Raw genomic sequence first — 20,109 nt, 5'->3', positions numbered from 1 at the left:
GTGATATCCCCAGCGCCATGCTAGGACGACCCACCGACAAGTTTCGTCGCGCGCCGGGTTCCCAGGTCATCGGCCCAGGTCAGGAGTCGGATCGACGCAGCTTTCCAGCCAATCCGCTGAGCTGCCAACCCCCATTGTCCACGGTGACGGTGAGCACATCCGACCCCACCCGCACCCCGCTCACCCGCAGCGGCAGGTACCGATCCGGCACCGCGGGCGCGACCGAGGCCGACCCGCTGCCCGGCTCCAACCGCAACATACTCCGCATGAAGAGCAGCGGCGCCGCCGACGCCCACGCCTGCGGTGAGCACGAGGTCGGATACGGCACCGGCGCGTCGAATTCCGCGCGGTCGAAACCGCTGAACAGCTCGGGCAGTCGATAGCCGAAGCGGGTCGACGCGTCGAGCACCCCATCGATAACCTGGTTGGCGTGTTCGGTGAAGCCGTAGCGCATCAGTCCGGCGGCACAGATCGCGTTGTCGTGCGGCCACACCGATCCGTTGTGATAGCTGACCGGGTTGTACGCACCCATGTTGGTGGCCAAGGTGCGGATCCCCCATCCGCTGAACATCTCCGGCGACAGTAGGTGATCCGCGACCGAGCGCGCCTTGTCCGCATCGATGATCCCGGTCCACAGACAGTGCCCGATATTCGAGGTCAGCGCGTCGATCGGCCGCTTGTCCCCATCCAGACCGATCGCGTACCAACCGTGCTCTGGCAACCAGAACGCCTTGTTGAACGCGTTCTTCAATGCGGCTGCCTTGACGCGGAACCGATCAGCGGTCCGGTGATCGCCCACATCGGTCGCGAGCTCGGCCCGCGCCAGATACGCCGCGTACACATATCCCTGCACTTCGGCCAGCGCGATCGGCGCCTCGGGCAGCCTGCCGTCGGCGAAATTCACCCCGTCCCAGGAGTCCTTCCATCCCTGATTCGCCAGGCCGTGATCGGCCGCGCGCTGGTACTCGACGAATCCGTCACCGTCCGCGTCACCGAACCGCTCGATCCACTCCAGCGCCCGATCCGCATGCGGCAGCAGTTCGTCCCTGGTCTCGGCATCCAGTCCCCACCGGTGCAACTCGCCGAGCAACATCACGAACAGCGGTGTGGCATCGGCGGTTCCGTAATACACGGTGTCCCCGCCGAGCAGCGTCGTCGCCGCCCGCCCGAACCGCACCTCATGCGGTATCTTCCCCGGCTCCTCCTCGGTCACGGCACGCACCTCGGTGCCCTGCAGACCCGCCAGACTCTGCAGCGTGCCGACGGCCAGCCGCCGGTCCAGCGGCAACACCATCCATGAGGTGAGTAGCGAGTCGCGCCCGAACAGTGCCATGAACCACGGCGCACCCGCGGCGACCACCGCCCGCTCCGGATGACCGGGATCGAAGATGCGCAGAGCGCCGAGATCGACGACGGCGCGCCGCAGTACCGCGGCGAGGGTCTGATCGTCGGTATGCACCGACGGCGAATTCTCGTACCATTCGCGCATCCGCAGTGCTGGCGCACTGTACGAAATCGGATTCCCACACTGATGCCGCGGCGTAACCGCCGATCCGAGCGTCGCCTGGTACTGGATGCACACCGACCATTCGCCGCGCCCGGGCAGATCGACCTGCCACCGCAATTCGCGATCGACTGCGGTCGCCCCCGCGGCGGTCACCGTCACCGCCAGCGGCAGATCGGTCCGGCTGATCTCGACTGTGCCCGCCGTCGACTTACTCTTGGTGACCACCACGCTGTCGCCGATCCGCCCCTCCTTCACCTCGAACAGATCGGCGAAATCGGCATCGAGCTCCAGCGCGACCGCACATTTGATCGCCGCACCGGAGAGATTGCGCACGGTCACGTCCTCGCGCATTCCGTCGCCGACATACCGCGCGACGGTCACCAGAGCGGTGCTGTCGGCACGTCCGGGCCGCGGCGGCGTCCTGGCCAGCAGCGTCGCGCTGTAGGGCTCGGTGTGCTGGACGGCGAGCGGTTGCGGCGCCAACCCATCGACGGTCAGCCGCCACCGCGACAGCACCCTGGTATCGCGCACGAACAGTCCCTCGGCCCGATTCGGGCTGATGACACCGCCGTCCTCGCTGATACAGAAGGTCGAGCCCTCGACCAAAGTCACCCCGGCGACGGCGCGTGGCGCCCCGGTATCGGCGCCCTCGCCCCAAGGGCTCGTCAAGCGACCGGCGTGGGCTGCATGGCCCGGCTCGTCCGCTCACCGGTCAGCGCATCGGCATCTACCCGAGGCTCCAATGGCTCCTCGCGCGGTTCGGGGTCGTCGGGTCCCATCAGTGGACGCACCCGCTCAGTGTAGTAGCGACACTGCTCCGGTTCGCGGATCTCGGTGATCATCACCAGCTTTCGGCGCGCCAGCCGGACCGGCTACATGCATCAGCTCGGCCTCCCCGATCCGCGCGGTACGGGCACTCACGGCGGCACGATCAGCCCGATCTTCATTGACACATCGACTCTTCTTCGGGTCCCGGTTCCGACTCGATCGCGGGGGCCTCCCGAATGGCGCGACCGTGCGCGAAACGCCATTGCATGCCGCATTCGCGGCAACGGAACAGAGTATCCCGGTGGTCGACAAAGGTCGCGATAGCATGCGATCCACAGTCGGGACAGCTCTGCGGCGGACCGAAAATATTACCGAAATCGAGTCTCGCCGAATATGTCATTGTCCGAGATACCTATGCATGGGGCCCTCCAAGGCCACGCTGCCAAAGACCTCTATGAATGACTTCGGCCTCAGCATACCCGGCAGCCTGCTTTGCACAACGGCTTCGGCGGTCGGTTTTTCCCGGCGTTTCGATAGCGTTAGTCGGCAAATTTCGAGTCGGCATTACTCGAAATTTTCGATTCCGACATACCGATGCGGCCCGCCGAGGGCTACCTTGTCGGGTAGGACCGAAACGCCGGGGGCCGCACGAGATCCCCTGCACCGCAAAGGAGGTCGCGTGATCACAGTGTTCCTCGTCGACGACCACGAGATAGTCCGACGCGGTCTCGTCGACCTGCTGGAAAGCGATCCGGAACTCACCGTGATCGGCCAGGCCGGCGACGTCGCCGACGCCGTGGCCGGCATTCGCGCGCTACGGCCCGATGTCGCCGTACTGGACGTCCGACTTCCTGACGGGAACGGCATCGAACTGTGCCGCGACCTGCTCGCCGAAATCGACGATTTGCATTGCCTCATCCTGACGTCCTACACCGATGAACACGCCATGTTGGACGCGATACTGGCGGGCGCGAGCGGCTATGTCGTCAAGAACATCAAGGGCATGGAATTGGCCGAGGCGATCAAACAGGTCGGCGCCGGACGTTCGCTACTGGATAACCGTGCGGCGGCCGCACTCAAGGCCCGGCTACGTTCCAGCACCGAAAAAGACGGACCGCTGGCCGGCCTCACCGAGCAGGAACGACGACTGCTCGCACTGCTCGGCGAGGGATTGACCAATCGACAAATCGCCGCGCGAATGTTTTTGGCCGAGAAGACCGTCAAGAATTACGTCTCCCGGTTGCTGGCCAAACTCGGAATGGAACGGCGCACCCAGGCCGCGGTGCTGGCCTCCAAATTGCGTCAGAGCTAGCGGATTTCAACCGGAACGACGATGGTGAGATCCCCATCGTAGCGGCGGTACAGCAGGCGGCCACGGCCGCTGTCGGCATCGGTGAAGAACAGCAGCGGCAGTCCCTTGCGGCACAGCCGGGTTACCGCCGCCTCCTCGATCAGGGTCGGCGCCGACTCCGAATCCATGATCAGGGGTAAGGAATTCACCGTCAGCGGCCGCTGCGCCGGAGCCTGCGGCGGCTGTGTCGTGCGCTGCCTGGTCAGTCGGATGCCGAACGGATCCGCCCAGCTCACCAGAGCATCCTCACCGGTTTCGACATCGACGAACAGGTAGGAGTCGTAATCCATCGCATCCATTACCGCCGTCGCCTCGGCGGGCGTACCGGTCAGTAACGCGCAGCGCTTCCTCCGCACGATCGGGCGCGGCTCGGTGACCCTGGCCAGGGGCGGACGCGCCGGATCGGGCCACTCGCGTGACTGTTTGGTCGCCAGCCGGGCGATCTGCCGGTCCAGCCGTTCCACCGCGAAGGTCACCGCGAAGCCGCGTGGACCGGTGACCTGCACCCGGGTGGGGGTGTCGTGTACGCGTATGTTGGCCTGTACCAACGTGGGTTCGTCCGAATCCACCGGCGCGGTCACCCGCACCCGCGCCGCTGCGTCGAGGTGGTGTCGGCGCAATACGCGGCCGATCCCCCGCACCGCCCTGGTCACATCCGCGGGCGGCACCGCACCCCGGGTGGTCACTGCCAGTTCGGGGTCGGCGGCAGTGGCCCACAGCTCCGAGGAACGCAACGGCGAATTCATAGGACATCCCTACTTTCTATTCCCGGTGTGCGACCATGCCATCACCGCTACGCCACCGCGAACAGGGCCGAAAGTCCTCGATTGACCAACTAGACTGGCGTAGGCGCTGTTACGCGCCTGCCAGAACAGGATGCCGTCATGACCGAAGAGCTGGGCAACGGCCTCTATTCGGTGCGCGACACACTGTCGCAACTTCGGCTCCGGGAGCTGCTGTCGGAGGTCGAGGAACGCGTCGAGCTGATCATCGATTCACGCGACCGGATGGACGGCTTGGTCGAGGCGATGCTGACCGTCACCTCCGGCCTCGACCTCGATGAAACGCTGCGCGCGATTGTCCATACCGCCACCAGCCTGGTCGACGCCCGCTACGGCGCGCTGGCGGTGCGCGGGCACGAACAGCAGGTCACCCAGTTCCTCGACGAGGGCATGGACGAAACCATCCGGGAGCGCATCGGGCGACTGCCCGCCGGACACGGCGTACTCGGCGAGGTGTTCACCCAACCCAAACCACTGCGCCTCGACGAACTCTCGAAACACCCTGCGTCCGTAGGATTTCCGGAACACCACCCGCAGATGCACACCTTCCTCGGCGTCCCGGTGCGCATCCGCGACGAGATCTTCGGCAGTCTCTACCTGACCGAGAAGGCCAATGGTCAGCCGTTCACCGAGGACGACGATGTGCTCGTCCAGGCACTAGCGGCCGCGGCCGGTATCGCGGTCGACAACGCCAGACTCTACGAATCGGCCCGCACCAGACAGGCCTGGATCGAGGCCACCCGCGATATCGCCACCGAATTCCTCGCGGGCACCGAACCCGATCTGGTGCTCGCCCATGTCGTCGACCACGCGCGCACCCTGACCGGCTCACATCAATCGTTCCTGGCCAGCACCTCGATACCGCAACTCGAACTCGCCGCGGTCTCCGAGCTCGTCATTACCCAATGGTCCGGTCCGGGCAGCGGATTCGACGGACTGATCGTCGACGCAGACGGCACCGCGCTCGGTGAGGCCTTCACCCGCCGCACACCGCTGCGTTTCGACGACGCCGCCCTGATCGACCTCGGCGTACCACTGCACGAGGTCGGACCCGCACTGATCCTGCCGCTGTGCACACCCGACACCACCCTCGGCGCGCTGGTCACCGTGCGTCCCATCGGCGCACCGCCCTATACCGACGAACTCGTCGAGCTGACCAACGCCTTCACCGACCAGGCCGCACTGGCCATGCAGCTGGCCGAAACCCAGCGCAGGATGCGCGAACTCGATATCCTCGCCGACCGCGACCGCATCGCCCGCGACCTGCACGACCATGTGATCCAGCGGCTGTTCGCCATCGGGCTCACCTTGCAGAGCGCGGTTCCGCGCGCCGAGGTTCCCGAAGTGCGCCAACACCTTTCGACGGTAATCAATGATCTGCAGGAGGTGGTGCAGGAAATCCGCACCTCCATCTTCGATCTGCACGGCGGCAATGGCGGCAGTATCGAATTGCAGCAGCGAATCGAGGATGCGGTGCGCCAGCAGACCACCGATTCGCCACTGCGGGCCACCGTGCAGGTGACCGGGCCGCTGTCGGTGCTGGAGGCGGAATTGGCCGATCACGCAGAGGCGGTGGTGCGCGAGGCAGTGAGCAATGCGGTGCGGCATTCCGGCGCGGCGACCGTCTCGGTGGAGATCAGTGTGGCCGATGATCTGACCATCGTGGTCACCGACGACGGTTGGGGCATCCCGAATCATGTGATCCGCAGCGGATTGCGGAATCTGGAGCAGCGGGCGGAGAAGTCCGACGGGCAGTTCGCCATCGGACCCGCGGTGGCGGGTATGCATGAAACCGAGGGCATGCCGGGCACGAAGTTGTCCTGGTCGGTGCCGCTTCCGTAAGTGGGCTCATGGGCTCAGTCGACGGGACCGAGCACGACCATCGAATTGTTGCCGCCCATGCCTAGCGACAGCTTGACCGTGAGTCCGCCCTCGAAGGGCGTCGGGCCGTCCAATAGTCGCTCGTAGGCGGGTGCGACGATCGGTGCGGCGGGCACGATGCCGCGGTCGTAGGCCAGTGCCGCGGCGGCCACCTCGACACCGGCCGCAGCGCCCTGGCAATGCCCGACAAGCGGCTTGACCGAATAGACGTGCGGGCGGTCGTCGAACATCCGCCGAAGAAGATCTCGCTCGGCCACATCGCACTGCCGGGTGCCGGTGCCGTGTGCGTTGAAATACCGCACATCCGCAGGCGCGATAGCGGCGTCGATGAGCGCGTGGCGCGCACAGTTGAAGATCTGGGTATGCCCCGGGTCGACCGAAACCACATGATAGGCGTCATTGGTCATACCGCCGCCGAGCACGGTGACATAGGGCCGCTCGACCGAGCGGGTGAGGACGAAGGCGACCGACGCCTCACCCATAGAGAAGCCGCGGCTGCCCTCCTGGAAGGGGCGGCAGGCGGCCAGCGGTTCGGCATCGCTGACCGCGGCGCCGAGCCGGACGAAGTGCTCGACCATCTCAGGGGTCGCCGACATATCGGTGGCGACACAGATCACGTCGTCGGCGATACCGCAGTCCAGCCAGAGTTTGGCGGTGATCAGCGCGACATTGGCCGAACTGCACGCCGCCGAGACATTCATCGACGGACCGTGGAAGCCGAATTCCTGCTGTAGCACCGACATCGGTGTGGAGGGCAATAGTCGCAGGTAGTCGCGGGAGCGCCGGTGACCGTCATCGACCAGATAGAAGTCGCGCCAATTGGCGACGTCGCCGAGCACGATGGCGTGCAGCAAGCCGACGGTGCGGCCAGGGCGCCACCCGCGCGCGGATGCGTCGGCGATCGCCTCGCGACCCGCCTCCTGCACGGCGCGTCCGTAAATGCTGGTGCTCACCATGGGATCGCCGCCATCGGGAATCAGCGAAACCCAGGCGTGCTGATCGCGGCCGACGCCGTAGCCTGGTTGTAGCGAGGCTGCGGATTTCCCGCTGAGCAATCCCTGCCAGAGCGTCTCCCGACCCCAGCCGTAGCCGCTGACCGCACCTATCCCGGCGATCGTCATATGATCTTGATGGTGCTTTTCATTGTCCGGGTTGGTACCCGACATGGCATCGCTCCTTCACCGGTTCCCGGGGCCGAAGCGAGGTTCGGCTCGAGAAATGTTCACAGGTCCGGGTTCTGTAAAGATCACCAGATAGCGGCCGATGGAGTGCCCGGACTGTGAGCGAAGCAATAGCGTCGACGATGTCATCTTGTACACGTCGAGACCAGAATAATCCCATGTTCCAATGGCCATGAGTGGGTCGACGATCGGGGGTTCGAGTGGATCAGGACAAGGCAGTCGACGCCGGGGTCGACGCCGAGCAACTGGCTCAGCGCTACCGGTCCCTGGTCGAGCACACCCCGGACGGGATCGTCGTGCATGAGCGTGGCACCGTCGTCTACGCCAATCAAGCCACCGCGCGCATGCTGGCCGCCGAAAGTACCGATCACGTGATCGGCCAGCCACTGACCCGATTCGTCCATCCCGACTCGGTGCCCGGCATGGTGGACCGCATCAGCCAGCTGACCACTGCGGGCGCGGCGTCGGCTCCCACCGAAATGGAGCTGATCCGGGTCGACGGCGAGATCGTCCCGGTCGAGACTGTTTCGGTGCTCACCGCATGGCACGACCATCTCGCCTATCAGGTGGTCATCCACGATCTCACCGCCCAACGCACCGCCGAGGCCGCGCAGCGCCGGGCCGAACAGCATTTCACCACGGTCGTCTCGCAGTTGGAGGAGGGCGTGGTGGTGATCGACCGGAACGGCCGCATCGAATCGGCCAATCCCGCGGCCGTGCGGATCTTCGGCACCGACGAACGCACCGGTGATCTCATCGGCGCCACCATCGACGAACTGCCGCTCATCCTGCTCGACGCCAATGCGCAGCCGCTACCGCCGAGTCGGCATCCGGTCGCGCGGACCCTGGCGACCGGCGAAACGATCACCGGATACATCTTCGGCGTCGACCGTCACGACGGCCAGCGCCGCTGGCTCTCCGGCAGTTCGCGGCTGCTCAATCCGGGCGATCCGGATTCACCCGCGGTGTCCTCCTTCGCCGATATCACCGAATTCCGCGCCAGTCGAAGGCAATTGGAGTTCCAGGCCACCCACGACTCGCTGACCGGACTGCCCAATCGCTCGCTGATCCTGTCCCAGCTCGCCAATGCGCTGGCCGCCAGCGAAGATCTGCCGGTGTCCACCGTGCTGTTCATCGACCTGGACGGCTTCAAAGCGATCAACGACACCCTCGGCCATGCGATCGGCGATACCGTGCTGCAGATCGTGGCCCAGCGGTTGCAGCGCGCACTGCGCGGCACCGATCTGGTCGGTCGGCTCGGCGGCGACGAATTCCTGGTGCTGCTGGCCGGGCGGCCCCGGCGCGTGGATCTCGACTCGCTGATACTGCGGCTGCGCTCGACCACGGCCGAGCCGATCATCGCGCGCGGGCACCGGATCGAAGTGAACGCCTCGATCGGCGTGACCGAACTCGCAGCGGGCGACAACCGCACACCCGAGGCGGTGCTGCACGACGCCGATCTGGCGATGTACCGCGCCAAACCGACCGGTCACCGGGAAGCCACCAGCCTGGGCCGCAGACCGAATAACACGCACGCTTCCTAGGGGTTTTCCGATGATCATCGAACACGCGCTGTTGCCCGTCCGCCCCGCCGAAGCGGCGGCCTTCGAAGCCGCATTCGCCGAGGCCAGGCCGATCATCGAGAGTATGCCGGGCTTCCGGTCGCTATCGGTGTCACGATGCGTCGAGGCGCCCGACACATATTTGCTGCTGGTGGGATGGGAACAGCTGAGCGACCATGTCGATGGCTTCCGCGGGTCCGCCGGTTATCAACGCTGGAAGCGACTACTGCACCACTTCTACGAACCGTTCCCCATAGTCCAACATTTCACGCCGGTCCTGGCCACGGACCCGCTACCTGCGGTTACAGCGAGCCCGCCGAACGAGCAGTAGACTCGAAAACTCTGTTTTCAATGGCGTTCGTGTGCACCGTGACCTGCGTGTGCACCGGCTCATCGCGGTGACAAGGAGTTCAGTTTGCCCGACCGCCTCACTCAGGATCGTGCCGCGCACGACGGCATCCCCGAGCGGAACCGCGAGATCGACCAGGAGCAGGCCTACCTGTCCGTGCTCTATGAACGACTCGACGATATGCGCGAATACGCCACGAAACGGCTGCGCACCGTGCTGCTGGAAACCGGTGGCACCCCGCAGGCCCGCACCGAACGCGAATCCTTCAGTCAGCTCTACTCCGAGGATCTGGCCAAATACGATGCCGCCGAACACGGCCTGTGTTTCGGCCGCATCGACCTCGACGGCAGTGCCGTTTCGAGCGACCTGCAAGCAGTCGCTAGCGGCCAGGAAGACGAATACCGCTATATCGGCAGGCTCGGCATCCTCGACGAGAAGGACGACTACGAGACGCTGCTACTGGATTGGCGCGCGCCGCTGGCCCGTCCGTTCTATCTCGCGACGACCGCCACACCGGACGGGGTGATCCGGCGCCGACATATCCGGTCCCGCAATCGGCGGGTCACGGCCATCAACGACGAATACCTGGACCTCGACGCGGCCCGGACCGCGGGTGTGACCGATGACGACGGCGGAGTCGGCAGCGAGAGCGCATTGCTCTCGGCGCTCAACGCCGCGCGCACCGGCCATATGAACGACATCGTCGAGACCATCCAGAGCGAGCAGGACGCGATCATTCGCTCCGAGCACAAGAGCGTGCTGGTGGTCCAGGGTGGTCCGGGAACCGGCAAGACCGCCGTCGCATTGCACCGCGCGGCTTACCTCCTCTATACCTATCGTCAGCAGTTGGCCAAGAGCGGTGTGCTGATCATCGGCCCGAACGCCACCTTCCTCGATTACATCGGCCAGGTGCTGCCATCGCTCGGTGAGACCGGCGTGCTGCTGTCCACCATCGGGGATCTGTATCCGGGAGTGAAGGCCACCCGCGAGGATTCGCTGCGCGCCGGTGAGGTCAAGGGCTCGCTGGCCATGTTGGAGGTGCTCAAGCAGGCGGTGCGCGACCGTCAAGAGGTGCCTGCCGCGCCGATCCGCCTGGCCTTCGATGGCTACCCGGTCACACTCGACCGCAAGATCGCCACCAGGGCGCGCGGCCGGGCCCGCTCCTCGCGGCGCCCACACAATCTGGCCCGACCGATCTTCGCCTCTTTGGTCATCGACGCACTCACCGAACAACTCGCCCAGACCATGGGCGCGGATCTGTCCGGCGGCCACCGCGGGATGGCAGGAGGCGCAGCCGACGGGGCGGGTAAGGAAAGTCTGCTCAGCCGAACCGATCTCGCCGAGATCCGGGATGAAATGCGCGCCGATCCGGAGATCCAGGCGGCCATCGGCAAGCTTTGGCCGATCCTGTCGCCGCAGGAAGTGCTCGCGGACCTGCTTGCCGATCCGAAGCGACTCGACCGCGCCGCGAGCAGTTTGGATCCGGCCGACCGAGCCGAACTGGCGCGCTCGGACAACGGCGAATTCAGCGCAGCGGACGCACCGCTGCTCGACGAACTCGCCGAACTGCTCGGCATCGACGACACCGAGGAACGCGAACGCGCCCGCCGCCGCTGGCGGGCGCAATTGGCCGAGGCACAGGACGCACTCGACATCCTGACCGGTTCGGCGCCACAGGATCTCGAGGACGACCTCGATCCGGAGATCCTGATGGCCTACGACCTGATCGACGCCAGCCAGCTGGCCGAACGTCAGGATGTGCGCAACCGGCAGACCACCGCGGAACGCGCGGCGGGCGACCGCAATTGGACCTACGGCCATGTGATCGTCGATGAGGCGCAAGAACTTTCGGAGATGGCCTGGCGAATGGTGATGCGCCGCATACCGAACCGATGGGTCACGGTGGTCGGCGATGTCGCGCAGACCGGCGATCCGGCAGGCGCGTCGTCCTGGCAGCAGATGCTGGAACCCTATGTGGCACAACGATGGAAGCTCACCGAGTTGACCGTGAACTACCGGACCCCGGCGGAGATCATGGCGGTCGCGGCCGATGTGCTCGCCGAGATCGATCCGGACGCGGCGGTGCCGCGGTCGGTGCGGGAGACAGGTGTGCCCCCGCGCGCCCATGCTGTAGATGCGAGCGAATTGCGCAGTGCGGTAACAGAATTGGTAGCCGCGGAGACCGGCCCGGGTACCACGGCCGTCATCACACCGCATGAGATGGTCGCGGACTTCGCCGAGTTGGCGGGGGAATCCGTCCGGGTGCTGACGGTGCAGGAGGTCAAGGGCCTGGAATTCGACGCGGTCTATCTTGTGGAACCCCGGGTCATCCTCGACGAATCGCCGCGTGGGATGAACGACCTGTATGTGGCATTGACCCGAGCGACGCAGCGGCTCGGTGTTGTGCACACCGGCGACCTGCCATCGGTGCTCAGCGCGCTGGATTGACGAGAGCGACGACAGCCGCACATTCCGAGGAATGTGCGGCTGTCGTTTCGGCTCTGCTGCTTACCTGACGGTGTGCACGATCAGCACATCCGAGCGGGACTTGCGCGCCACATCCGAGGGCACCGAACCCAGCAACCGGCCGGCCAGGGTGTTCAGGCCGCGGTTACCGACGACCAGCAGATCGGCCTCGACCTCCTTGACAAGCGCGAGCAGCGATTCGACAGGCTCGCCCACGATCCCACGCTCGACAATCTCCTTGGCGCCCTCGGCGGTCGCGCGGTCGCGGGCGGTGCGCAGGATCTCGTTGGTGGGCGCGGAGCCGCGCACCTGGTAGGCCTCGTCCTTGAGCACGTCGGCGGCGGCGGCCACATCGCGATCGTCGGTCGGGTAGTACGCGCAGGCCACGACCAGGGTCGCACCCGCGGCCGCGGCCAGCGAGGCGGCCTTCTCAACGGCGACGTACGACGAGTCCGAGCCATCGGTACCGACGACAATTGTCCGGTAGGCGCTCATGCCTCCACCTCGCTAGCACTCGGCTCCGGCATGACCGTCCGTGGCGCTGCGCCCATGGTTCGCTCGCTTCGCTCCCTCACGGCTTTCTCCTCCAACTATGTGGTGTCGGGTGCCTGCGCCGGTGCCACATGGAGTCGTGGCACCCGCGCGGCGACTGGGGTCGACCATAGCGGCAAATCGGCCGGAAATAGCAGAAATCGCAACACATCACACTGCGGGAGTTCCGGCTTTACCGACTCGGGTTCATCCGACGAATGCCCCGAGACCTTTGCGACCTGGGCGGATCTAATTTCCAGGTCCACGACTTGTGACCCATCACAACCGGCCCGAACGTTCTTGCCCCCCTGGGATATTCATCACATTTACCCGACCTCGGCCGCTATACGACGGCAACGTCGGCTCGACCGCGACCGGTAAGAACGTTCCCGGCCGGGCCGACGCCATCCGCCCGGTTCCGCAGTTGCCCGCTGGCGCTCCGTCGACGCCAAAAGTCGGCCGCGCCTATACGGCTCACAATATCGACAGCTGCGGCACAATTCCGGTCGCGTCTACAGGCCGGTGAAAAGCGGTCCGGTGATGGTCAATCCGAGTTCGTCGACATGTGCGAAGAAGGCGAACAACATGAGCGAGGCGCCGGCGAGTGCGAGATCCTTGTTGAAATGGATCATCTCGCCCTGCTTGGCCTGCGGATCGGTCTCCTTCCAGAACTGGTGCATCAGGAATGCCGTCGGCACCAGCATGACCACCAGCAACAGTGCCCCGAGGTCGGCCCATACGCCGAGCAATACGCTGAGGCCTCCGACCGCGAGCACGACCCCAGCGGCCAGCACCGCCACCCTCGGCTGCGGCAGGCCACGACTCTGCGCATATTCGGTCATCGCGTCGGTCTGCGTGAAATGCCCGAACGCGGAACTGAAGAACAACACCACGAAAAGCACTCGCCCTATCAACACCAATATATCCATCACCAACTCCTCACTCGCCGATGTGAAGGGCCGATTCCGATTCGTGCTCGAATGGGACGAAGCGAGCGGTCCTGCAAACTACATTCTCGTCGGAACGACCTTCGAAGTCACCTCGTTACGGGAGCGTAGCGAATTCTTGGCGTACTCCAGTGGAGCCATTCCGACTTCCGCGGTGAACTCACGCGAGAAATGTGCTTGATCGAAATAACCCAACTCGGTGGCCAGTGCGGCCAGATCTTCGATGCGTCCGCGTGCGAGTAGATCGGCGCCGTCCTGGAGCCGGTATCGGCGCAACACCCATTTCGGTCCGGCACCGACATAGCGCCGGAACATCCGCTGCAATGTGCGGATAGGGATATCGAACCGATCGGTGACCTGATCGACCCGGGTAAGTTCCAGGTCGTGTTCCATGGCGGCGACGATGCGCAGCACCAATCGATAGTTGGGATCCGCCGCGAACTTTCGGCCGATCAGAAAATCCTCGATTATGCTGCGGCGCTTGATATCCGAGGATTCGGCCAATACGCGTTCGGCCAGACCGGCGGCCTCGGGCAGCGCGTCCGTCAGCGGCACGGCGGTGTCCCGGAATGCGCCGACATCCAATCCGGTGAACGCGCCGAATCCGCCGGCGCGAAAGCGCGCGCCGAAGGTTTCGCCGACCCCGCTGAGCTCCCGGACGAACTTCGTCGTGCAGACGCCGTTGACGAAACCGCCGGTGCGAGTCTCACTGCGTTCGAAGGTGACGTTCACGCACGGGAACGGCAGCACTTCGGCGTAGTACGGCGGCCGACCGGTCAGATCCCAGCGCACCGACCAATACCACTCGACGAACCGCCCGACCTCCGGTCCGGCCGACAGCCGCGCCAGCGAGCGATGTCTGGCCTGCTCGTCAGGATGCAGAATGCCCTTCACGTTATCGGGCGTGGGCACCGGAACCGGCCCGTCGGATGCTGTGGTCACGGCTGTCGCTTTCTTACAAGACCATTTCGCCGCCCTCGACGAGGCTTATCGGCATGAGCGAAACAGCGAATACCGTGAACCCCATCGCCGACGGCTACCACTCCATCACCTGCTTCCTGGCCGTCCCCGACGGCAACAAGGCAATCGAGTTCTATACCAACGTCTTCGAGGCGGAGGTGATCAGCCGCAACGATCTCCCCGACGGCCAGCCCGCACACGCCGAACTGAAGATCGGCGACTCGACCCTGCAACTGGGCATGCCCATTCCGGACAACAACGTCCTGGCTCCCAATGGCGAATGGGTGCACACCTCGATCGTGCACTACTGCCCCGATGTCGATGCGGTCATCAAGCGGGCCATCGAGAACGGCGCCCGCAGTGCGGAGGAGCCACAGACCTTCGTCACCGGTGACCGTTTCGGCGTTGTCCTCGACCCCTTCGGCCACCGCTGGGCGGTGCTGACCAAGGTCGAGGATGTTTCGCGCGAAGAGGCCGAGCGCCGCGTCAACGAATGGCTGGCCACCCAGAGCTGAGCCATGCCGAGCCCGGCGGCGTCGAAAGACGCCGCCGCTCAACTCAACCCCGCGGCATCCATTCCGCGCAGTTCCTTCTTCAGATCCGCGATTTCGTCCCGCAGCCGACCGGCCAATTCGAATTGCAGCTCGCGGGCCGCATTCATCATCTGCGCGGTGAGTTCCTTGACCAGATCGGCCAACTCCGCCCGCGGCATGGACTTGACGTCGCGGCCCTCGTACACACCTGCGCTGACCGCCCGCCCCGGCTCGCCCTGGGCACGCCGGCCACGGCTGGCATTGCGGCCGGAGCCGCCGACGGCCACCTCGCTGTCGTCGGCCTCCTGATACACCTGATCCAGGATGTCGGCGATCTTCTTGCGCAGCGGCTGTGGGTCGAGGCCCATCGACTCGTTGTAGGCGACCTGCTTGGCCCGGCGGCGTTCGGTCTCGTCGATGGCGAACTGCATCGACGCGGTGACCTTATCGGCATACATGTGCACCTCACCGGACACGTTGCGGGCGGCACGGCCGATGGTCTGGATGAGTGCGGTCGTGCTGCGCAGAAAGCCCTCCTTATCCGCGTCCAGGATCGCGACCAGCGATACCTCGGGCAGGTCGAGGCCCTCGCGGAGCAAGTTGATGCCGACAAGAACGTCGTACTCACCGAGCCGCAACTGCCGCAGCAGCTCGACCCGGCGCAGCGTATCGATTTCCGAGTGCAGATATCGCACCCGGACGCCGAGTCCGAGCAGGTAGTCGGTCAGATCCTCGGACATCTTCTTCGTGAGCGTGGTGACCAGCACCCGTTCGTCGCGCTCGGTGCGCTGTCGGATTTCATGAATCAGATCGTCGATCTGCCCCTTGGTCGGCTTGACCACGACCTTCGGGTCGACCAGCCCGGTCGGCCGGATGACCTGCTCGACGACCTCGCCGCCCGCCTGACCGAGTTCGTACGGCCCCGGGGTGGCCGAGAGATACACCGTCTGCCCGATTCGATCGGCGAACTCCTCCCAGGTGAGTGGTCGGTTGTCGATGGCCGACGGCAACCGGAACCCGTACTCGACCAGGTTCCGCTTGCGCGACATATCGCCCTCGTACATGCCGCCGATCTGCGGGACGGTGTTGTGCGACTCGTCGATGACGAGCAGGAAATCCTCCGGGAAGTAATCCAGCAACGTGGCGGGTGCGGAACCCGCCGGACGCCCATCGATATGGCGCGAGTAGTTCTCGATACCCGAGCAGAACCCGACCTGCCGGATCATCTCCAAGTCGTACTGCGTGCGCATCCGCAGCCGCTGGGCTTCCAATAGCTTGCCCTGGCGCTCCAGTTCGGCCAGCCGCTGCTCGAGTTCGGCTTCGATCTCGCGGACCGCGCGCTCCATCCGCTCCGGCCCGGCGACATAGTGCGTGGCCGGGAAGATCCGGACAGTATCGACCTGCCGCACCACATCGCCGGTGAGCGGATGCAGGTAGTACAGCGCCTCGATCTCATCGCCGAAGAATTCGATGCGCACCGCGAGTTCCTCGTAGGACGGGATGATCTCGACGGTGTCACCGCGCACCCGGAACGAACCGCGGGTGAAGGACATGTCATTGCGGGTGTACTGCACGTCGACCAGCAGCCGCAGGAGTGCGTCGCGATCTATTTCGGTGCCGACATCCAGCTGCACCGACCGATCCAGATACGACTGCGGCGTACCGAGACCATAGATGCACGACACCGACGCGACCACCACCACATCGCGCCGTGAGAGCAGACTCGAGGTGGCCGAATGCCGCAACCGCTCGACATCGTCGTTGATCGAGCTGTCCTTCTCGATATAGGTATCGGTCTGCGCGATATAGGCCTCGGGTTGGTAGTAGTCGTAGTACGAGACGAAGTACTCGACGGCATTGTTGGGCAACATCTCTCGCAGCTCATTGGCCAGCTGAGCGGCGAGTGTCTTATTCGGCGCCATCACCAGCGTCGGCCGCTGCAGCCGCTCGATCAGCCACGCGGTGGTGGCCGATTTACCGGTGCCGGTCGCACCGAGCAGCACAACGTCACGCTCGCCCGCCTTGACGCGGCGCTCCAGTTCGGCGATGGCCGCGGGCTGATCGCCGGCCGGCTGGTGTTCGCTGACGACCTGGAACTGCCCACCGGCCCGCTCGATCTCCCCGACCGGCCGGAACTCCGAATGTGCCAGCGGGGTGCCCCGGTCCTCGTAGCCTTCCGCCGGGATTTCGGTTGCGAATGCCATGGTGACCAGCCTAAGCCCAGCCACCGACAGATTCGCGGCCCCGCCGGATCCGCCCAGCCGTACCAAGCCTGACCACCACCGGAGCGCAGTATCCGGACGGTCATTGCAACCGACCACCTCGCCGACCAGCCCACTCGGCTTTCGGCCAGGACACCGCGACGCGTGGTTGATCGTTCGGCGTGATGAGTCGCGGCAAAGCCGGCCGAGCCACCACGAACCCAGCCGATGAATCCGCCCCCGCGCCGGGCCGGTTCATCACGATCGGACAGCCGTTCCGCGATCTAGCGCACTGTCCGGAACCAACACTGATGCACGATCTGTTACCTGTCCGAAATGTCCGTTGCTGCAACGAGATTCGTCCCACCGATGACAACGGCAGACAGCCTCTACCGGGTGTAACCTAATTTGGTTGTCGGACCTGAGGATGAGGCTATGAGCGCTCTGATTCCATTGCTTGCCGCCGCGCCCGCTGTGACCGGAATCGCCGGTTACGTCGCACGTGACTTTCGCGGGCTTCCGCCCGTCAATCAGCCAACCACCACCGCCGCACCGGGATCACCGATGACCACTACCCAGCTAAGACCGAAGATCGAACATTTCAATATCGCCGAGCTGACCATGACCGATCCCAAGGGTTTCGTGCGCCCGCTCGACCGCGTGCACATCGAGCCGTGGGGTCTGTACGTGGCACGCACCGTCGGCGGTCCCCGGATCCAATACATGGAGACCTGGCTGCTGCCCGAACTCTGGTTGCGCGTGACAATCGTGCACTACCAGACCGGACACCACCGCGACCTGGACTATTGCCTGCATATCGGCGAGTACACCCGGATCGAACCCAAGCGCTGGAAGTCCATGGACCAGTACCTCGAGATCGCGGTACGCCACTCCCGCGCGGCCGCACTGCGCGGCGTGGACGATCTGCTGGCCGCCCATTCGGCCGGTCTGATCGATACGACGCATGCGCATCACGCGCTCGACCGGGCGACCAAGGCCATGGAGGGCTTGGCCGCGCACGGGCACGAGGTCGAGCCCTGGCTGGCCACCAAGGAGATCACACTGACCTGGATGTAGCCCGATCCAGGCAGAGTCTGCCCAACCTTCGCCTACCACTCGACGGCGCGGCGACGGCGGTAGATTCTGTTTGCATGACACAGGCACCATCAGTGGACGTGCACAGGCCCAAGGTCGAGTACTTCAACCTCGCGGACCTGACGAACACGGACCCGAAGGGCTTCGTCCGGCCGGTCGAGCGCTACCGGACCGAGCCGTGGGGCCTGTACATGGCGCGCACCTCGGACCATCCGCAGTTCCACTACATCGAGTCGTGGCTGCTGCCCGGGCTTTCCATTCGGGTGACGATCTTCCACTTTCACCCCGCACATCGACGCGATGAGGACTATTACCTCGACCTCGGCGAATTCACCCAGGTCGAGCCGAAGAAGTGGAAGTCGGTGGACCACTACCTCGATATCGTGGTGCGCTCGGGACGCGAGACGGAACTGCTCGACGTGGACGAACTGCTCGCCGCGCACACCGCCGGTTTGATCACCCTCGCCGAGGCCCAGGCCGCCATCGAACACGCGTCCATTGCCATCGACGGCATCGCCGCCAACGGCTACTCGCTGGACCGCTGGCTCGCCACCTTGGATATCACCCTGACCTGGATGTAGTACCACCGCCGAGCTGGCGATGGTCCCGTTGGCGGCACCGCTCGGTGCGGCCAACGATCGGCTCGCCGCACTGCTCTGAACATCCGATAGCCCGCGTACAGTTCAGCGTTCGACGCTGTCGCGCCAGGCCGCGGCCCGCGGGCAGGCAGCGTCGAACCACGGTTCCTTCACATCCAGATACGCCAGCGTTGCCGCCTCGCCGGTCAGCCCGGCCGCCTTGGCCTCACCTTCGCGCTTGACCTCCAGATACTCCGCGCGCACGGCTGCTTCGGCAATCAGCCAGTCCCGGAACAGCAACGCGAATTCCTGCCCCGGCGAACCTGCCACCCGGACATGCACATTCGCCAACCGCCCCGGGTCGGCACTCTGGTGAAACCGCTTGGCCCACAACGCCGTATCGCTGCCCTTCGGATCCGCCGCGGTCGGCTTCGGATTGTCGGCAACGATATCGGGCCGCACCGGAAAACCAGCCGCCCCCAACGCATCTCGCAACCCATCGGCGGCAGCCAGATCCGCCACGGTGATTTGCACATCGATGACATCCTTGGCGGGCAATCCCGGCACCGCGGTGGAGCCGATGTGGTCGATCCGCGAGGCCGCCGCACCACACGCAACCCACAGCCGGGCGATTAGCCGCTGCGCCTGCGCCGCCCACTCGGGATTCGCGGGAACAACGCGCAACTCCGTGCGCCGCGCCGGTGTCGCGGTGCGCAGATTCCGCTCGAACGGCACCAGCCGTTGCGCCCACAACTGCCGAACAACCGAATCAATGGCCCCCGACTCACCGCTATTGTCCAACAGCACATCCGCGACCGCATGGCGCTGTTCATCGGTGGCCTGCGCCGAAATACGTGCCCGGGCATCCGATTCGGAAACGCCCCGGAATTGCACCAACCGCCGTATCCGAGTTTCCGCGGGCACATCGACGATCAATACAAGATTCATCAGCGGCGCGAGACCATTTTCCACCAGGAGCGGAATGTCTTGAACGAGAATCGCATCCGACGGCGCGGCGGAAATCAATTCCGTAGTTCGTTTACCGACCAATGGATGAACAATGGAATTCAACGTGGCACGCGCTTCGTCGGATCCGAATGCCTTGGCCGCCAGCGCCGGCCGATCGAGGCTGCCGTCGGCGGCGAGGATGCCGGGACCGAACGCCGCCACCAACGCCGTCAGGCCTTCGGTACCCGGCTCGACGACCTCTCTGGCGATCACATCGGAATCGACGATCACCGCGCCGAGATCGGCGAGAATCCGCGCCACCGTCGACTTGCCCGCTCCCATGCCTCCGGTGAGGCCGATCCGTAACATTCGACCAGTCTCGCATCCTCGATGTCGCGCCGAACGCAACCCCCTACGCGCACATTCCACCATCTGAAACACCATTTGCCCGATCCGTGACTGGGCCGAG

At 65.1% G+C, this 20,109-nt stretch carries 17 protein-coding genes; 8 read left to right on the top strand and 9 right to left on the bottom strand.

Annotated elements, in window-relative coordinates; translation table 11 throughout:
- Nucleotides 1-79 precede the first annotated feature (79 nt).
- Entirely contained in the window at nt 80-2,176 is a 2,097-nt protein-coding gene (locus tag ACIBJI_RS26485) for a glycogen debranching N-terminal domain-containing protein (protein ID WP_364352430.1), read from the bottom strand.
- The gene (locus ACIBJI_RS26480; protein WP_397086314.1) at nt 2,173-2,349 is read right to left on the bottom strand and encodes a hypothetical protein; all 177 of its coding nucleotides are present in this window, start codon (nt 2,347-2,349) and stop codon (nt 2,173-2,175) included. Before ACIBJI_RS26480 ends, ACIBJI_RS26485 begins: the two co-directional genes overlap by 4 nt.
- A gap of 605 nt (nt 2,350-2,954) precedes the next feature.
- Here ACIBJI_RS26480 and ACIBJI_RS26475 point away from each other — a divergent pair.
- The gene (locus tag ACIBJI_RS26475) at nt 2,955-3,587 is read left to right on the top strand and encodes a response regulator transcription factor (protein WP_364352436.1); all 633 of its coding nucleotides are present in this window, start codon (nt 2,955-2,957) and stop codon (nt 3,585-3,587) included.
- Here ACIBJI_RS26475 and ACIBJI_RS26470 read toward each other — a convergent pair.
- Nucleotides 3,584-4,372: a sigma 54 modulation/S30EA ribosomal C-terminal domain-containing protein gene (locus ACIBJI_RS26470; protein WP_397086312.1), complete on the bottom strand. Its 789-nt coding sequence runs from the start codon at nt 4,370-4,372 to the stop codon at nt 3,584-3,586. The genes ACIBJI_RS26475 and ACIBJI_RS26470 overlap by 4 nt on opposite strands.
- Before the next feature lie 138 nt (nt 4,373-4,510).
- Here ACIBJI_RS26470 and ACIBJI_RS26465 point away from each other — a divergent pair, with 138 nt between their 5' ends.
- Nucleotides 4,511-6,250, top strand: coding sequence for a GAF domain-containing sensor histidine kinase (locus ACIBJI_RS26465; protein ID WP_396959760.1), 1,740 nt, complete (start codon nt 4,511-4,513; stop codon nt 6,248-6,250).
- Nucleotides 6,251-6,264: 14 nt separating this feature from the next.
- Here the strand turns inward: ACIBJI_RS26465 and ACIBJI_RS26460 are convergent, their stop codons facing one another.
- The gene (locus ACIBJI_RS26460; protein ID WP_364352445.1) at nt 6,265-7,455 is read right to left on the bottom strand and encodes a beta-ketoacyl synthase N-terminal-like domain-containing protein; all 1,191 of its coding nucleotides are present in this window, start codon (nt 7,453-7,455) and stop codon (nt 6,265-6,267) included.
- A gap of 215 nt (nt 7,456-7,670) precedes the next feature.
- Here ACIBJI_RS26460 and ACIBJI_RS26455 point away from each other — a divergent pair, with 215 nt between their 5' ends.
- The 3 genes from ACIBJI_RS26455 to ACIBJI_RS26445 all read left to right on the top strand — a co-directional run bounded on the left by ACIBJI_RS26455 (nt 7,671) and on the right by ACIBJI_RS26445 (nt 11,829).
- The gene (locus tag ACIBJI_RS26455) at nt 7,671-9,014 is read left to right on the top strand and encodes a diguanylate cyclase domain-containing protein (RefSeq protein WP_397086310.1); all 1,344 of its coding nucleotides are present in this window, start codon (nt 7,671-7,673) and stop codon (nt 9,012-9,014) included.
- A 10-nt stretch (nt 9,015-9,024) separates the two neighbouring features.
- Entirely contained in the window at nt 9,025-9,363 is a 339-nt protein-coding gene (locus tag ACIBJI_RS26450) for an antibiotic biosynthesis monooxygenase (RefSeq protein WP_364352451.1), read from the top strand.
- Between the two features lie 84 nt (nt 9,364-9,447).
- Nucleotides 9,448-11,829 (top strand): HelD family protein, encoded by a 2,382-nt coding sequence (locus ACIBJI_RS26445; protein WP_397086308.1) that lies wholly within the window; start codon nt 9,448-9,450, stop codon nt 11,827-11,829.
- 60 nt (nt 11,830-11,889) lie between these two features.
- On the opposite strand, the gene ACIBJI_RS26440 is transcribed toward ACIBJI_RS26445, so the two are convergent.
- From ACIBJI_RS26440 to ACIBJI_RS26430, 3 genes are all read right to left on the bottom strand, one after another.
- Nucleotides 11,890-12,342: a universal stress protein gene (locus tag ACIBJI_RS26440; protein ID WP_364352454.1), complete on the bottom strand. Its 453-nt coding sequence runs from the start codon at nt 12,340-12,342 to the stop codon at nt 11,890-11,892.
- 548 nt (nt 12,343-12,890) lie between these two features.
- Nucleotides 12,891-13,307, bottom strand: coding sequence for a DoxX family protein (locus ACIBJI_RS26435; RefSeq protein ID WP_364352457.1), 417 nt, complete (start codon nt 13,305-13,307; stop codon nt 12,891-12,893).
- Between the two features lie 78 nt (nt 13,308-13,385).
- Nucleotides 13,386-14,267: a DUF6597 domain-containing transcriptional factor gene (locus tag ACIBJI_RS26430; RefSeq protein ID WP_397086305.1), complete on the bottom strand. Its 882-nt coding sequence runs from the start codon at nt 14,265-14,267 to the stop codon at nt 13,386-13,388.
- 53 nt (nt 14,268-14,320) lie between these two features.
- Here ACIBJI_RS26430 and ACIBJI_RS26425 point away from each other — a divergent pair, with 53 nt between their 5' ends.
- The gene (locus ACIBJI_RS26425) at nt 14,321-14,800 is read left to right on the top strand and encodes a VOC family protein (RefSeq protein ID WP_364352463.1); all 480 of its coding nucleotides are present in this window, start codon (nt 14,321-14,323) and stop codon (nt 14,798-14,800) included.
- Between the two features lie 38 nt (nt 14,801-14,838).
- Here the strand turns inward: ACIBJI_RS26425 and uvrB are convergent, their stop codons facing one another.
- Nucleotides 14,839-17,022 (bottom strand): excinuclease ABC subunit UvrB, encoded by a 2,184-nt coding sequence (gene uvrB, locus ACIBJI_RS26420; protein ID WP_364352466.1) that lies wholly within the window; start codon nt 17,020-17,022, stop codon nt 14,839-14,841.
- Between the two features lie 432 nt (nt 17,023-17,454).
- On the opposite strand from uvrB, the gene ACIBJI_RS26415 reads away from it, so the two are divergent.
- Both ACIBJI_RS26415 and ACIBJI_RS26410 read left to right on the top strand, forming a co-directional pair.
- Nucleotides 17,455-18,096: a hypothetical protein gene (locus ACIBJI_RS26415; RefSeq protein WP_364352469.1), complete on the top strand. Its 642-nt coding sequence runs from the start codon at nt 17,455-17,457 to the stop codon at nt 18,094-18,096.
- A gap of 74 nt (nt 18,097-18,170) precedes the next feature.
- A complete protein-coding gene (locus ACIBJI_RS26410; RefSeq protein ID WP_364352472.1) occupies nt 18,171-18,695 on the top strand; it encodes a DUF402 domain-containing protein in 525 nt (174 codons plus the stop codon).
- Nucleotides 18,696-18,797: 102 nt separating this feature from the next.
- Here the strand turns inward: ACIBJI_RS26410 and coaE are convergent, their stop codons facing one another.
- Complete coding sequence (gene coaE, locus ACIBJI_RS26405) at nt 18,798-20,009, bottom strand: dephospho-CoA kinase (RefSeq protein WP_364352475.1); 1,212 nt, start codon at nt 20,007-20,009, stop codon at nt 18,798-18,800.
- Between the last annotated feature and the right edge of the window lie 100 nt (nt 20,010-20,109).

The sequence above is a fragment of the Nocardia sp. NPDC050408 genome (assembly GCF_044458905.1).
Classification (GTDB): Bacteria; Actinomycetota; Actinomycetes; order Mycobacteriales; family Mycobacteriaceae; genus Nocardia.
The sequence above is the reverse complement of the archived record's forward strand: the minus strand, read 5'-3'. Positions and strand labels throughout refer to the sequence as shown.